Annotated in this window: 14 protein-coding genes and 1 pseudogene; 9 read left to right on the forward strand and 6 right to left on the reverse strand. The window is 69.6% G+C overall.

Annotated features, from left to right (window positions below; genetic code table 11):
* Nucleotides 1–61 precede the first annotated feature (61 nt).
* From C4V41_RS12860 to C4V41_RS12885, 6 genes are read left to right on the forward strand one after another with little or no spacing between them, the layout of a single operon-like run.
* A complete protein-coding gene (locus tag C4V41_RS12860) occupies nt 62–1,363 on the forward strand; it encodes an ABC transporter substrate-binding protein (protein ID WP_103956053.1) in 1,302 nt (433 codons plus the stop codon).
* Nucleotides 1,360–2,322: a carbohydrate ABC transporter permease gene (locus C4V41_RS12865; protein ID WP_103956054.1), complete on the forward strand. Its 963-nt coding sequence runs from the start codon at nt 1,360–1,362 to the stop codon at nt 2,320–2,322. Before C4V41_RS12860 ends, C4V41_RS12865 begins: the two co-directional genes overlap by 4 nt.
* Nucleotides 2,319–3,122, forward strand: coding sequence for a carbohydrate ABC transporter permease (locus C4V41_RS12870; RefSeq protein ID WP_103956055.1), 804 nt, complete (start codon nt 2,319–2,321; stop codon nt 3,120–3,122). The genes C4V41_RS12865 and C4V41_RS12870 overlap by 4 nt, the downstream gene beginning before the upstream one ends.
* Nucleotides 3,119–4,489, forward strand: coding sequence for a GH1 family beta-glucosidase (locus C4V41_RS12875; protein WP_103956056.1), 1,371 nt, complete (start codon nt 3,119–3,121; stop codon nt 4,487–4,489). The genes C4V41_RS12870 and C4V41_RS12875 overlap by 4 nt, the downstream gene beginning before the upstream one ends.
* A gap of 32 nt (nt 4,490–4,521) precedes the next feature.
* Complete coding sequence (locus tag C4V41_RS12880) at nt 4,522–5,517, forward strand: LacI family DNA-binding transcriptional regulator (RefSeq protein ID WP_103956057.1); 996 nt, start codon at nt 4,522–4,524, stop codon at nt 5,515–5,517.
* Nucleotides 5,514–6,398 (forward strand): phosphotransferase, encoded by an 885-nt coding sequence (locus C4V41_RS12885; RefSeq protein WP_103956058.1) that lies wholly within the window; start codon nt 5,514–5,516, stop codon nt 6,396–6,398. The genes C4V41_RS12880 and C4V41_RS12885 overlap by 4 nt, the downstream gene beginning before the upstream one ends.
* Here the strand turns inward: C4V41_RS12885 and C4V41_RS12890 are convergent.
* Entirely contained in the window at nt 6,395–6,931 is a 537-nt protein-coding gene (locus C4V41_RS12890; protein WP_103956059.1) for a carboxymuconolactone decarboxylase family protein, read from the reverse strand. The genes C4V41_RS12885 and C4V41_RS12890 overlap by 4 nt on opposite strands.
* 52 nt (nt 6,932–6,983) lie before the next feature.
* On the opposite strand from C4V41_RS12890, the gene C4V41_RS12895 reads away from it, so the two are divergent.
* The 3 genes and pseudogenes from C4V41_RS12895 to C4V41_RS62870 all read left to right on the forward strand — a co-directional run bounded on the left by C4V41_RS12895 (nt 6,984) and on the right by C4V41_RS62870 (nt 8,736).
* A complete protein-coding gene (locus C4V41_RS12895; RefSeq protein ID WP_160150258.1) occupies nt 6,984–7,451 on the forward strand; it encodes a GNAT family N-acetyltransferase in 468 nt (155 codons plus the stop codon).
* A gap of 24 nt (nt 7,452–7,475) precedes the next feature.
* Nucleotides 7,476–7,904, forward strand: a pseudogene (locus C4V41_RS66070) (hypothetical protein); the annotation flags it as partial.
* 112 nt (nt 7,905–8,016) lie between these two features.
* On the forward strand, nt 8,017–8,736 hold the full coding sequence (locus tag C4V41_RS62870) for a nitrilase-related carbon-nitrogen hydrolase (RefSeq protein ID WP_200823933.1): 720 nt from the start codon (nt 8,017–8,019) through the stop codon (nt 8,734–8,736).
* Here C4V41_RS62870 and C4V41_RS12905 read toward each other — a convergent pair.
* From C4V41_RS12905 to C4V41_RS12925, 5 genes are all read right to left on the reverse strand, one after another.
* Nucleotides 8,683–10,197 carry a glycoside hydrolase family 13 protein gene (locus C4V41_RS12905; RefSeq protein ID WP_103956061.1) on the reverse strand — a complete coding sequence of 505 codons (1,515 nt, stop codon included), beginning with the start codon at nt 10,195–10,197 and terminating at the stop codon, nt 8,683–8,685. The genes C4V41_RS62870 and C4V41_RS12905 overlap by 54 nt on opposite strands.
* Before the next feature lie 3 nt (nt 10,198–10,200).
* Entirely contained in the window at nt 10,201–11,133 is a 933-nt protein-coding gene (locus tag C4V41_RS12910; RefSeq protein ID WP_235030091.1) for a carbohydrate ABC transporter permease, read from the reverse strand.
* A complete protein-coding gene (locus C4V41_RS12915; protein ID WP_103956062.1) occupies nt 11,130–11,996 on the reverse strand; it encodes a carbohydrate ABC transporter permease in 867 nt (288 codons plus the stop codon). Before C4V41_RS12915 ends, C4V41_RS12910 begins: the two co-directional genes overlap by 4 nt.
* Before the next feature lie 5 nt (nt 11,997–12,001).
* Entirely contained in the window at nt 12,002–13,321 is a 1,320-nt protein-coding gene (locus C4V41_RS12920; protein ID WP_235030092.1) for an ABC transporter substrate-binding protein, read from the reverse strand.
* 126 nt (nt 13,322–13,447) lie between these two features.
* A complete protein-coding gene (locus C4V41_RS12925; RefSeq protein ID WP_103956064.1) occupies nt 13,448–14,437 on the reverse strand; it encodes a LacI family DNA-binding transcriptional regulator in 990 nt (329 codons plus the stop codon).
* Nucleotides 14,438–14,454: the final 17 nt, after the last annotated feature.

Below are 14,454 nucleotides of genomic sequence, written 5' to 3' on the forward strand. Positions count from 1 at the left end.
CGACTCTCGTGAGAGAGCGCTCTCTCACTCACCCCCTAGCACCGACCCAGGAGGGTTTCCCATGACCCCTCGCATCCGGCGACTCGGCCTGCCCGTGCTCACCGCGTCCGTTCTCGCTCTGGCGACGGCGTGCGGCGGTGGTGGCGGCGGCGGAGGCACCGCGGCCGAGTCGAGCGCCAAGCCAGGAGAGAAGATCAAGCTGACCATCGGCCTGTTCGGCGACTTCGGCTTCAAGCCGCTCTACGAGGAGTACAAGAAGACGCATCCCGACATCGAGATCGTCGAGAACGTCACCCAGTTCAACGACCACCACAGCAACCTGGTCAAGCGGCTGGCCACGAACGCCGGCGCGGGGGACATCGAGGCGGTCGAGGTCGGCTACATCAGCACGTTCACCGCCCAGCCGGGCCGGTTCAACGACCTCAAGCAGTACGGGCTGGACAAGCGGCAGCCCGATTACCTCGACTGGAAGTGGCAGCAGGGCCTGAGCAAGGACGGCGCCCAGGTGCTCGGCCTCGGCACCGACGTGGGCGGGCTGGCCATGTGCTACCGCAAGGACCTGTTCAAGAAGGCCGGGCTGCCGACCGACAGGACCGAGGTGGCCGCGCTCTGGCCGACGTGGGACCAGTACATCGCGACCGGCAAGAAGTTCGCCGCGGCGAACGTGGCCGGCGCCAAGTTCGTGGACTCCCCCGGCGAGATCTTCCGCGCGATGGTCAACCAGGCGCCCATCGGCCTGTACGACGCCCAGGACACCATCATCGTGGACTCCAACGCCGACGTGAAGAAGGCCTGGGACCTGTCGAACCAGATCACCCAGGAGGGCCTGACCGCCAAGCTCGCGGCCTTCTCCCCGCCGTGGAACACCGGCTTCGCCAAGGGCTCGTTCGCCACGATCATCTGCCCGGCCTGGATGACCGGCTTCATCCAGGAGCAGGCCAAGGACGCCAGCGGCAAGTGGGACATCGCGACCGTGCCCGGCGGCTCGGGCAACAGCGGCGGCTCGCACCTGATGGTGCCCAAGCAGAGCAAGCACCCGAAGGAGGCGGCCGAGCTGATCGACTTCCTCACCTCCAAGGACAACCAGGCCAAGGTGTTCAAGGAGGAGGGCACGTTCCCGTCGATCCCGGCGCTCTACGACGACCCGTCGATCCAGAACTTCACCAAGCCGTTCTTCGGTGACGCCCCGATCGGCAAGATCTACTCCGAGGCGGCCAAGGCGCTCAAGCCGCAGCACCTCGGCCCGAAGGAGGCCGACGTGCGGGTGGCCATCGGCAACGGCCTCGGCCGGGTCGAGCAGGGCAAGCAGACGCCGGACGAGGCGTGGGCGCAGGTGCTCGAGGACGTCAAGAAGATCAAATGAGCACCCTTCCCCTCGCGGTCACGCGACGGCGTAGGCGCAGCGTGCGGCACACCCTCGACGTGAGGGTGTCGCCGTACGCCTACGTGGCCCCGTTCTTCCTGCTGTTCTGCGCCTTCGGGCTGTTCCCGCTGGCCTACACGGCCTGGGTGAGCCTGCACGAGTGGACGCTGCTGTCGGAGACGCAGACCTTCATCGGGCTGGACAACTTCTCGGCGCTGCTGTCCGACGCCTACTTCTGGAACGCGACGTTCAACACCCTGTCGATCGGCGTGCTCTCGACCGTGCCGCAGCTCGCGCTGGCCATCTGGCTGGCGCACCTGCTCAACCGGCGGCTGCGGTTCCAGACGTTGTTCCGGGTCGCGCTGCTGCTGCCCAACGTCACCAGCGTGGTGGCGGTCGTGGTCATCTTCAGCCAGCTCTTCGGCCGGGACTTCGGGATGATCAACTGGATGCTCTCGTGGGCGGGCGCCGGGAGCATCGACTGGGCGGCGGGCACCGCGACCTCGCACATCGCACTGTCGGTGATGATCATGTGGCGCTGGACCGGCTACAACGCGCTGATCTTCCTGGCCGCCATGCAGGCCGTACCGCGCGAACTGTACGAGGCCGCCACCCTCGACGGCGCGAGCAACTTCACCCAGCTCCGCCGGATCACCATGCCGATGATCCGGCCGACGATCATCTTCGTGGTCATCGTCTCGACGATCGGCGCGATGCAGATCATCGCCGAGCCCATGCTGTTCGGGCAGAGCAGCGGCGGCGGGGGCGGCATCGCCACCGGCGGGCCCGACCGGCAGTTCCAGACGCTGGCGCTGTTCGTCTACGAGCAGGGCTTCGCCAACTCGACGTTCGACTTCGGGTACGCCTCGGCGGCGTCCTGGCTGATGTTCGTGGCCGTGGTGGTCGTGGCCGGGATCAACTTCCTGATCACCCGCAGAGTGAAGGGCGGCCTGATATGAGGCTGCGCTACCTGACCCTGACCGCGGTGGCCTTCTTCTCCGCGTTCCCGCTCTACTACAGCGTCGTCGTGGCCTCCCGGCACAACTCGGCGCTGGCCGAGGTGCCGCCGCCGCTGCTGCCCGGCGGGAACTTCTTCGCCAACGTGGCCCGGGTCTTCGACACCGTCCCCTTCGGGCTCGCGCTGGCCAACTCGGTGATCGTGGCCGGGTCGATCGCGATCGCGGTGATGTTCTTCTCGACGCTGGCGGGGTTCGCCTTCGCCAAGCTGAAGTTCAGGGGCAGGAACGTCATGCTCGTGATCACCGTGGCCACCATGATGGTCCCGGCGCAGCTCGGCATCATCCCGCTCTACATGCTGATGGTGAAGCTGGAGTGGACCGGCACCAACTACGCGCTCATCGTGCCCGCGCTGGTCAACGCGTTCGGCGTGTTCTTCATGACGCAGTACCTGTCGCGCGCCCTGCCCACCGAACTGCTGGAGGCCGGGCGGGTGGACGGCTGCTCGACCTGGGGGCTGTTCTGGCACGTCGTGCTCCCGGCCGCGCGGCCCGCGGCGGCGGTGCTGGGCATGCTGACGTTCATGTCGGCCTGGAACGACTACTTCTGGCCGCTGGTCGTGCTCAACCCGGACAATCCGACTGTCCAGGTAGCGCTCTCGACCCTGGCCAGCGGGTACGTCAACGACTACGTGCTGGGGCTGGCCGGCACCGCGATCGGGACCCTGCCGCTCGTGGCCGTGTTCGCCCTGTTCGGCAAGCAAATCATCGGCGGAATCATGCAAGGAGCTGTTAAGGGATGATCTTTCCCGAGGACTTCGTCTGGGGCGCCGCCACGGCCTCGTACCAGATCGAGGGGGCGGTCAAGGAGGACGGGCGCGGCCAGTCGATCTGGGACACCTTCTCCCACACCCCCGGGAACGTGGCGGACGGCGACACCGGAGACGTGGCCTGCGACCACTATCACCGCTACCGGGACGACGTCGGGCTGATGCGCGAGCTGGGGCTGGCGGCCTACCGGTTCTCGGTGGCCTGGCCGCGCATCCAGCCGGACGGCGAGGGCTCGATCAACCCCCGTGGGCTGGCTTTCTACGACAGGCTCGTAGATGAACTGCTGACCGCCGAAATTTCGCCTTATGTCACGCTTTATCACTGGGATTTGCCGCAAGCGCTCGAAGAGCGCGGCGGCTGGGCCCACCGCGACACCGCCTACCGGTTCGCCGACTACGCCCAGGCCGTCCACGACCGGCTCGGCGACCGCGTCGCCGACTGGACGACGCTGAACGAGCCCTGGGTGTCGGCGTTCCTCGGCTACGGCAACGGCGTGCACGCGCCGGGCCGCCGCGACCCCGGCGACGCCCTGCGCTCGGCGCACCACCTGCTGCTCGGCCACGGGCTCGCGGCGCGGGCGCTGCGCTCGGGGGGCGCGGGGAGCATCATGTTCGTGGTCAACTCCGCGCCCGTGCTCACGCCCGCCCAGGTCAACGACCCGTCGGCGGTGCCGAGCGAGGCGGACGCGGCCGCCGTCCACCGCATTCACGCGCTGTTGACCAGGCAGTTCCTGGATCCGGTGGTGTACGGGACGTACCCGGAGGAAGTGCTCGCGGCGGCCGCCCGCAACGGCGGGACCGGCCACATCCAGGACGGCGACCTGGCGCTGATCAACGCGCCCATCGACCTGGTCGGCGTCAACTACTACAACCCCTGCGTCGTCGAGGCGGGCCCGGGGCTGCCGGCCGACGCGGCGTGGCCGGGCTCGGAGGACGTCAGGTTCGCCACGGCGGACGCGCCGACGACCGCGATGGGCTGGCCGATCGTGCCCGACGGCCTGTCCAGGCTCCTGGTACGGCTCTCGAAGGACTATCCGCAGGTCGGCCTCATGGTCACCGAGAACGGCGCGGCCTTCGACGACGTCGTCGAGAACGGGCGGGTGCACGACGACGACCGCGTGGCGTACCTGGACGGGCACCTGCGCGAGGTGCACCGGGCCATCGAGGCGGGCGCGGACCTGCGCGGCTACCTGGTGTGGTCGCTGCTGGACAACTTCGAGTGGGCGGAGGGCTACCGGCGGCGCTTCGGCATCGTCCACGTGGACTACGCGACACAGTCCAGGACTCCCAAGGACAGCGCGCTCTGGTACAGGGACGTGATCGGCCGAAACGGCCTGTAGATTTTTTCCGTGCTCTCCCTTCTGGTGCAGTCATGAGACGCCCGACGCTCGAGGCGGTCGCCGCCCGGGCCGGCGTCTCGCGCGCCACCGCCTCCCGGGTCGTCAACGGGCAGACGACGGTGGCGCCCGCCATCCGCGACGCCGTGCTGCGCGCGATCGACGAGCTGGGCTACGTGCCCAACTCGGCGGCGCGCAGCCTCGTCACCCAGCGCACCGACTCGGTCGCCCTGGTGGTCAGCGAGCCGGGGACGCGGGTCTTCTCCGAGGATCCGATGTTCTCCACCGCGATCAGGTCGGCCTCCGTAGAGCTGGAGGCGATCAACAAGCAGGTCGTGCTGATGCTCGCGTCCTCGCCCAAGAGCCATGCCCGGGTGGAGCGCTACATCGCGGGGGGCCACGTCGACGGCGTGATGCTGCTGTCCATGCACGGCGCCGACCCGCTGCCGTCCGCGCTGTCGCGGCTGCGGGTACCGGTGGTGTCCTACGGGCGGCCGGCCGTGCCGGTGAACATCCCGTTCGTCGACAACGACAACGTGGGCGGGGCCGAGGCCGGCGTCCGGCACCTGGTGGAGACGGGCCGCCGCCGGATCGCCACGATCGCCGGCCCACAGGACATGATCGCCGGCCAGGACCGGCTGGCCGGCTACCGCAACGTGCTGCGCGACTCCGACCGCCGCTCAATCGTCGCGGTGGGCGACTTCACGCGGGAGTCGGGCGCGGTCGCCATGCGCCAGCTTCTCGGCGACGACCCAGGGCTGGACGCCGTCTTCGTGGCCAACGACCTGATGGCGGTGGGGGCCCTGCAGTCGCTCCGGCAGTCGGGGCGGCGGGTGCCCGACGACGTGGCGGTGGTGGGCTTCGACGACATCGAGGCGGCCAAGTACACCGAGCCGCCGCTGACCACGCTCCGGCATCCGGTGGCCGACCAGGCGGCGGCCATGGTCCGGCTGCTGCTCAACCTGTTCGAGGGCGGCCCGACGGAGCCGATCATCCTGCCGACGGAGCTGGTGGTCCGGGAGTCGGCATGAGCCCACACTCGCCGGGCGCCGCCGTACGCGCCGTGCTCGCCGTCGCGGCCGAGCACGGACTGCCGGTCGATGATCCCGTCGTGCTCAACGACTCCTTCAATCTGCGTGTCCACCTGCGGCCCGCGCCGATCGTGGCGCGGGTGCCGACCGTTACCGCGCTCGCCCGTCCCCGGCCGGCCGAGGCGCTGGAGCGGGAGCTGAACGTCGTGTCGTTCCTGCACGGGGCCGGGGCGCCCGTGGTGCCGCCGAGCGACCTGCTGCCCGCCGGGCCGCACGTGCGGGACGGGGTGGCGGTGTCCTTCTGGGCGTACGCCGAACACGATCCCGCGCACGTGGTGACGCCGGACGTGGCGGGGCGGATGCTGGCGGAGCTGCACGAGGCGCTGCGTGCCTATCCCGGCGAGTTGCCGTACCTGGAGCCGGTGCTGAACGAGCCGGCGCGGCTGATGGAGTCGCTCGACGGCGTGCTCGACGGCGTGCTCGACGCCGGTGAACTTGCCCGGCTGCGGGAGGCGCACGCGGAGCTGGCCGAGCGGCTCTCGAAAGAGGCGGGCACGCAGGCCGTGCACGGTGACGCGCATCCGGGTAACCTGCTGGCCACCCCCGCCGGGCTGCTCTGGAACGACTTCGAGGAGACCATGGCCGCGCCCGTGGGGTGGGATCTGGCGTGCCTGCTCCGTTCGAGGATGCTGGACGGGCGGGCGGCCGTGCGGGCGTACGGGGCCGATCCGGGCGAACTGCGGACGTTCCTGGCGGCGCGCGGCCTGCAGGGGACGGTGTGGGTGCTGGTGCGGACGCTGCGCTTTCCTGAGGAGGCCGCCTCGGCGCGGGCGGCGCTGGAGGCCTGGCTACGCGATCCCAGCGGCGAGCGCCGCGCCTAACGGGGCGGCACGCGGAAGACGCGGAGCTGCAGGGCCAGCGTCGTGTAGTAACCGACCAGGGTGGTCAGCTCGAACACCTCCCGCTCCCCCAGCAGCGCGTACTCCTCGTCGTCCAGGTCACTCTTGGTCACCAGCGCCCGGGCCACGGCCAGTACCGCCGCTTCCCCGGGGTCTGGCAGTGTGAGGGGGTCTCCGTCGCGCAGGGCGCGTAGCTGCTCGTCGGTGAAGCCCAGGTCGCGGGCGATCGGCTCGTGGGCCGCCTGCTCGAAGGCGCTGTCCTGGTGCCCGGCCACGACCAGGATCGCCAGCTCCCGCGCCCGGTCGGTGAGCGAGGAGCGGTAGCGGAGGGCGGCCCCGAGCTCCTGCAGCGGGTCGCCGACGGGCGGGCTGAGCAGCATCGCGTTGAACGGGCCCGTGAGCCCGCCCGCCGGATCCACCATGAACCCGCCGCGCGGCCCTTGCGTGATCGTGTCGTAGAGCGCCCGGCCCTCCGGGTCGAGCTCGTGCGGGGGCGTTCTGCGCAGCCGTGCCATTGGGGGATCGTAACGGGCGCCGGGTGGATGTTTCCTGGAAGGTATGACGGAGATGTCCACGAGACGGCTGGAGTTACGACCGGCCGGGTTGAGCGACCTGGGCGTGCTCGTCCAGCACTGGAACGACCCCCAGGTCAGGCGGTACCTCTTCGATGACCGTGAGGTCAGTCCCAAGCTGGCCGAGACGCTGCTGCGCGACAGCGAGGCCGACTTCGCGCGGCACGGCTACGGGCTGTGGAAGGTGGTCAAGGACGACGTGCTCATCGGGGTGTGCGGGCTGCGGCGGCGCGGTGAGGAGCGGGTCGAGATCCTCTACAGCCTCGATCCCGGGCACTGGGGCGCCGGGCTGGCGGCCGAGGCGGCCGAGGCCGTGCTCGGGGCGGGGCGGCGGGCGCGGCTGACGGAGGTCCTGATCGAGACCGATGACGGCAACCTGGCCTCCCACCGGCTGGCCGATCGGCTCGGCGCGGTGTTCGAGGGCGCGGCGGACGGACGGCGGAGGTATACGTTGACACTGTAAACAATGCGCGTTTACGGTGTATACATGAAACGGGGAATATTCGCTCTGCTGGCTTCGGCGGTGCTGTTCTCTTTAGGCACCGGATTCGCGCCGATCCCGGCTCTGACGTGGGTCGCGCCCTTGCCGGTGCTGTGGGCGGCGACGTGGATGAGCGGGCGGGCGGCCTTCGGCGTGGCCTTTCCGGCCTACCTGCTGGGGCTGGCCGGGCAGTTCGTGTTCTTCCTGCGGACGCCGTCGGTGCCACTGCCGATCGGGCTGATGATCCTGGTGGGCAGTTCGGTGCTGTTCGGCCTGGTGGTGCTCCTCTTCCGGGCACTGGCCGGCAAGGGGCGGACGCTGGTGGCGGCGTTCGCGGCGCCTGCGGCCTGGGTGGGGGCCATGCACCTGGTGACGCTGGTCAACCCGAGCGGCATCATCTGGCCCCTCGCCACCAACCAGGCCGAGGTTCCGCTCGTCACCCAGATCGCCTCCGTGACCGGGGCGTGGGGTGTGGAGTTCCTGGTGCTGCTGGCGCCCTGCGCGGTGGCGGCGATGCCGGCGGGCGGGGCGTGGGTGCGTACGGACGGTGGTGCTGCCCGAGGGCACCTTCGGCACCTCCCCGAGCAGCCTGCCCGGCGTGATCGAGCCGCTCGCGCAAGCGGGGCGGCGGCATGGGGTCGACGTGGTCGTCGGGATCATTCACACGGCGCCGGGCCTCAAGTACAACTACTCGGTACGGCTCCCGGCGGACGGCTCGAAGCCCGCGTACTACACCAAATGGCACTTCTCACCCGGAGAGCCGTTCAGGAAGGGCGTGGACCTGGTGGTCGCGAAGGGGATCGGGCTCGCCAACTGCATGGACCTCAACTTCGCCGCCCCCAGCCGCGACTACGGGCGGGCGGGGGCGCGGCTGCTGGCCGTACCGGCGGCCGACGAGTTCGGCAACGGGTGGCAGCACAGCCGGATGGGGCTGCTGCGCGGCGTGGAGAGCGGGTTCTCGCTGGCCTGGTCGGCGCAGTGGGGCACGCCGATGATCTCCGACGCGTGGGGGCGGGTGCTGGCCTCGACCGACACGGAGGGGACGCGGGCCCCGTTCGTGGTGGCCGTCGCGGACGTGCCGGCGGGGCCCGCCGGACCCACCCTGTACGCCCGGTTCGGCGACTGGTTCGGGTGGGTGTGCGTCATAGGAGCGGCAGCGGCGCTGCTGATCAGGCGCCCCGAGCGGCAGCAGCTCCGCCCGGGGCGTGATCGGTCAGAGCTCGGTGAGCCAGACCGTGGTGTCGGAGGGCAGGCGGCCGTCCTCTAGCGGGCCGCTCGACAGCACGACCTTGCCGGCGGGCAGCGGCACCGGGTCCGTGCCCAGGTTGGTGACGCTGGTCAGGCCCGAGTCGCGGGTGAAGGCCAGGACCTGCTCCCCCAGCGGCAGCCAGGTGAGCGTGCCGTCCCCGAGCAGCTCCCTGCGCAGGCCCAGGGCCGTACGGTAGAGGTTGAGCATCGAGCCCAGGTCCGTGCGCTGGGCCTCGGCCGTCAGCTTGCGCCAGCTCTCCGGCTGCGGCAGCCACGGGGTTCCGGTGCCGAAGCCGAACGGGGGCTCGTCGCCCGACCACGGTAGCGGGATCCGGCAGCCGTCGCGGCCGGGGTTCGTGCCGCCCGAGCGGGCGTGCATCGGGTCCTGGCGCACCTCGTCCGGGAGGTCCTCCACCTCGGGCAGGCCCAGCTCCTCGCCCTGGTAGACGTAGACGGAACCGGGCAGCGCCATGGCCAGCAGGGCCGCGGCGCGGGCGCGGCGGTAGCCCAGCTCCAGGTCCGACGGGGTGCCGTGGAGGGCGCCGCCGTGGGCGAACGTGGTGTCGGCGCGGCCGTACCGGGTGACCGGCCGGGTGACGTCGTGGTTGGACAACACCCAGGTCGGCGGGGCGCCGATGGGGGTGTGGGTGGCCAGGGTGAGGTCGATGGACCTGCGCAGGTCGGCGGGGTCCCAGGCACACGACAGGAAGTCGAAGTTGAAGGCCGTGTGCATCTCGTCGGGGCGCAGGTAGAGCGCGAAACGCTCCTGGTCGGGGAGCCAGACCTCCCCGATCAGGACGCGCTCGCCGTACTCGCCGGCCACCTCGCGCCACCGGCGGTAGACGTCGTGGACCTCGTCGAGGTCTTCGTAACGGGTGTCCGACTTGAACAGCAGGGCGGCGGAGTCGATGCGGAAGCCGTCCACGCCGCGGTCGAACCAGAAGCGCAGCACGTCCTCGAACTCGCGGTGCACCTCCGGGTTGGCCCAGTTGAAGTCGGGCTGCTCGGGGGCGAACAGGTGCAGGTACCACTGGCCGTCGGGGACCTGGGTCCAGGCCGGGCCGCCGAAGATGGACTGCCAGTCGTTGAGGGGCTCGTCGGCGAACCAGAAGCGGTCACGCGCGGCGGGGTCGGCCAGCGCCTCCTTGAACCAGGCGCTCTCGGTGGAGCTGTGGTTCGGCACGACGTCGATGATGACCTTGATGTCGAGCTCGTGCGCCTCCTCGATGAACCGCTCCGCCTCGTCGAGCGTGCCGAAGACCGGCTCGATGCCCCGGTAGTCGGCCACGTCGTAGCCGCCGTCGGCCATCGGCGACGGATACCACGGGTTGAGCCAGATGGCGTCGATCCCCAGGTCCTTCAGGTACGGCAGGCGGGAGCGCAGACCGGCCAGATCGCCGGCGCCGTCACCGTTCCCGTCGGCGAAGCTACGCAGGTAGACCTGGTAGATCGCGGCCCCCCGCCACCACGTTTGCGACATGCGCTATCCCTTAATGCTTCCGGCGGTGAGGCCCGCCATGATGTGCCGTTGGAAGATGAAGAAAACGATGATCATGGGAATGCTGGTGATCAGCAGACCGCCCATGACCTGGTTCTGGGTGACGGCCCCGGCCGTCTGCGACAGGCCCACGCTGATCGTCATCTTGTCGCTGTCGGTCATGACGAGCAGCGGCCAGACGAAGTCCTTGAACGAGGTGACGATCGTGAAGATCGAGACCACGCCCAGGATGGGCCTGGAGATGGGCAGGACCACCGAGCGCAGGATCCGCACCGGCCCCGCCCCGTCGATCTGCGCGGCCTCGATCAGCTCCCGTGGGATCGAGTCGAAGAAGCGCTTGAGCAGGAAGATGTTGAAGCCGTTGGCCGCCGCGGGCAGCCACAGCGCCCACGGGTTGTTGAGCAGGCCCAGGTCGACGACCGTGACGTAGAGCGGGATCAGGATGACCATCGCCGGGATCATCAGCGTGGCCAGCATCATGCCGAGGATGACGTTGCCGAACATCGGGCGCAGCTTCGACAGCGCGTACGCCGCCGACACGTCCACGGCCATGCAGACGGCCCAGCCGCCCAGCGAGTAGTACGCGGTGTTCGCGAGCAACGTACCGATGTCGAACAGGTCCCACGCCTCGAAGAACGCGTCCGGCGCCGGATCGGCCGGCACGAGCGTCGGCGGCATCTGCGCGAGCTCCTCCGGCGTCTTGAGCGCGCCGGTGATCATCCAGTAGAGCGGGAAGACGAAGGCGAGCGTGAACACCACGAGGACCGTGACCAGCACGAGCCAGTAGATCCGCCGGCCCCACCTGCTGTTGAGCTGGTGCGGGGAGACGATCGTGCGGAACTGCACCTCGATCGGCTTCGGCGACCGCTTCCTGCCCCGCTTGCGCCCGGTCGCCGCGCGGGCTCCGACGGAGATCACGCCTTGTCCTCCCTGGTCAGCCGGAGCTGGAGGGCCGCGAAGACGAGCAGCACGATCATGAGCATCATGCCGAGCGCCCCGGCCGAGCCGTAGTCCTGGAGCGTGAACGCGTTCTGGAACATCAGGTACGCCACCGTGACCGTCGCGTTCTCCGGCCCGCCGCCGGTCAGCATGTACGGCTCGATGAACACCTGCATGGTCGCCACGATCTGCAACATGAGCATGAGCAGCAGGATCAGCCGCGTCTGCGGGATCGTGACGTGCCTGATCCGCTTCCAGATGCCGGCCCCGTCCAGCTCCGCCGCCTCGTACAGCTCCGGCGGGATGTTCTGCAGCGCGGCCAGGTAGATCAGCGTCGCGCTGCCCATGTTCATCCAGGTCGAGACGATGACCAGGGAGATCAGGGCGGTGGACGAGCTGTCCAGCCAGGCCAGCGGCGGCAGGCCGAGGACGTCGAGCACCTGGTTGAACAGCCCGGGCCCCGGATCGTAGAACCACCTGAACAGCAGCACCGCCACGATCGGCGGCAGCATGACCGGCAGGTAGACCACGAACCGCAGGTAGGCCCGGGCGTGGCGCAGCTCGTTCAGCACGAGCGCGACGACGAACGGCACGGCGTAGCCGCACACGAGCGCGAGGAGCGTGAACTCCAGGGTGTTCAGCCAGGCTTCGCCGAAGGCGGGGTCCAGGAACGCGGTCGCGAAGTTGTCCAGGCCCACCCAGGTCGGCTCGTTGATCAGGTCGGTCTTCTGGAAGCTCAGGATGAACTCCCTGACCATCGGATACCAGGCGAACACCGTGAAACAGGCCAGCGCCGCGCACAAGAACCCGTAGGCCGTCAGATTGCGCCTCAGAATCTGCATGCAGGTCAGCCCTTGGCCGCCAGCATCGAGTTGGCCTTGGTCTCGGCGTCCGCCAGGAGCTGGTCGATGCCGGCGTCCTTGCGGCTCAGCACGCCGGACATCGGCACGTCGAGGATGGCGTACAGCTCCTGCGCGTGCAGCGGCTCGGCCTTCGGCGGGATCGTGCCGGCGGCCTGGACGTAGGAGTCGTAGTTGGCGACCGGGAGGGAGGCGTTCTTCACGCGGTCGGCCTGGATGGCCTGGCCGGTGGCCGAGTCACCGAAGACGGCGTTGTCCGGCACGCCGACGGGGTTGCCGATGGCCTTTCCGCGGGCGAAGTCGAAGCGGCCCTTACCGACGGTGTTGAAGCGGAAGTCGATCCACTCCAGCGCGGCCTTCGCCTCCTCCGGGGTGGCCTTCGGGTTGATCATGAACGACTCGCCGCCGCTCAGCGACGCCTTGGCCTCGGGGAAGCCGGTGATGCCGTAGTCGGCGACGTTGCCCTTGAACTTGTTGACCACGTCGGTGACGACGTCGGGGGCGCCGAGCATCATGCCGACCTTGCCGCTGCCCATGGCGACCATGAGGGACTCCCAGCCGACCAGCAGCTTGGTGCCCATGCTGTTGTCCACCCAGCGCATGTCGTGCAGGTTCTGGAGCACGGCCTTGCCCTCGGGCGAGTTGAACGCGGCCTTCTTGCCGTCGGGGGCCAGGATGCTGCCGCCGCGGCCGTAGATCGACTGGGTGAAGTGCCAGCCACCGGTGTTACCGCCGGAGTATTCGCCGAAACCGACGTGTCCCTGGCCGAGCGCGGCGATCTTCTTGGCGGCCTCGCGCACCTCGGTCCAGGTCTTGGGCGGGGTGTCCGGGTCGAGCCCGGCCTTGGTGAACAGGGCGCGGTTGTAGACCAGGCCGACGCTGTAGTGGACGTTCGGCACGCCGTAGACCTTGCCGTCCTTGGTGACCAGTTCCTTGTGGTCGGCGCGCAGGTCGTTCCAGGTCTTGATGACGCCGGTGTGCTGGGTGATGTCCAGCGCCTGGCCCTTGGAGATCACGTCGTTGTAGTTGGTCACCGGCACCACGAAGGCCGTCTCCATCTGGCCGCCCGCCAGCTTGGGGCCGAACGTCTTGGGGTCGAAGCACGGCTGCTGGTCCGTGCTCTTGACCGTCACGCCGGGGTGCGCCTTCATGAACGCGGCCACGTCGTCGTCCCAGGCCTGGCGCTCCTTCGGCGCGGACTTCGCCGGCTGGCAGGCCACCGTGATCGTCACGGCCTTGGCGCCGCCGCTGGCGTTGGGGGTGGCCGGCTCGCCCGAGCCACAAGCCGAGGCCGTGAGCCCTAGCACGGTTACGAGCAAGAGTCCGGTGGATCTCTGCATGGTCTGACCCTTCTGATGCGAGGTGCCCACACCATAGGATCGCCGACCGAAGGACGCAATATTTCGACTTCATTTTGCAAGATAACGACTGAGTTACGCTCCCGCGCGCGCCGTGGAGGCCCGGACCACCAGCTCGGGCTCGAACAGCAGCTCGTCCGCCGGTACGACCGCCTTGTCGATCTGGGCGACCAGGAGATCGACGGCGGCGCGGCCCATGGCGTCGATGGGCTGGCGGACCGTGGTCAGGGGCGGGTCCGTGCAGTTCATCAGGGCCGAGTCGTCGAAACCGATCACCGAGATGTCGGCGGGGACGGTGCGGCCGGCCCGGCGGGCGGCGCGGACCGTGCCGAGGGCGAGCAGGTCGCTGGCGCAGATGACGCCGGTCACCCCGCGCCTGACCAGCCGGGCGGCGGCCGCGTGGCCGCCTTCGAGGGAGAACATCGTGTGCTCGACCAGCTCGGCGTCGCCGCCCTCGGCCTGGAACGTCTCCAGCTTGCGCCGTGAGGGCATGTGGTCCTTGGGCCCCAGCACCATGCCGATCCGCTCGTGGCCGAGCGCGCGCAGGTGGGCGATGGCCATCTCGGCAGCCACCACGTCGTCGCAGGACACCTGCGGGAAGTCGAGGTGTCGGACGGCCGCGTTGACCAGGACGGTGGGCAGTTTGCGCTCGTGCAGCAGCTCGTAGTGGCCGTGCGCGGCGTCGGCCTGGGCGTACAGGCCGCCGGCGAACACCACACCGCTGACCTGCTGCTGCAGGAGCAGATCGACGTAGTCGGCCTCCGAGACGCCGCCGACCGTGCGCGTACACAGCACCGAGGTGAAACCCTGCTGCGCCAGGGCGCCGCCGACCACTTCCGCGAAGGCGGGGAAGATCGGGTTCTGCAGCTCGGGCAGCACCAGGCCGACCAGCCGGGCCCGGTCGCCGCGTAGTTGGGTGGGGCGTTCGTAGCCGAGCACGTCGAGTGCCGTCAGCACGGCCTCGCGGGTCGCGTCGGACACCCCGGGCTTGCCGTTGAGCACGCGGCTCACGGTCGCCTCGCTCACCCCGACCTTCTTGGCCACCTCTGCGAGTCGTCGTGTCATGCGCAAACTATACGGCC

Source organism: Nonomuraea solani (assembly GCF_900108335.1).
Lineage (GTDB): Bacteria > Actinomycetota > Actinomycetes > Streptosporangiales > Streptosporangiaceae > Nonomuraea > Nonomuraea solani.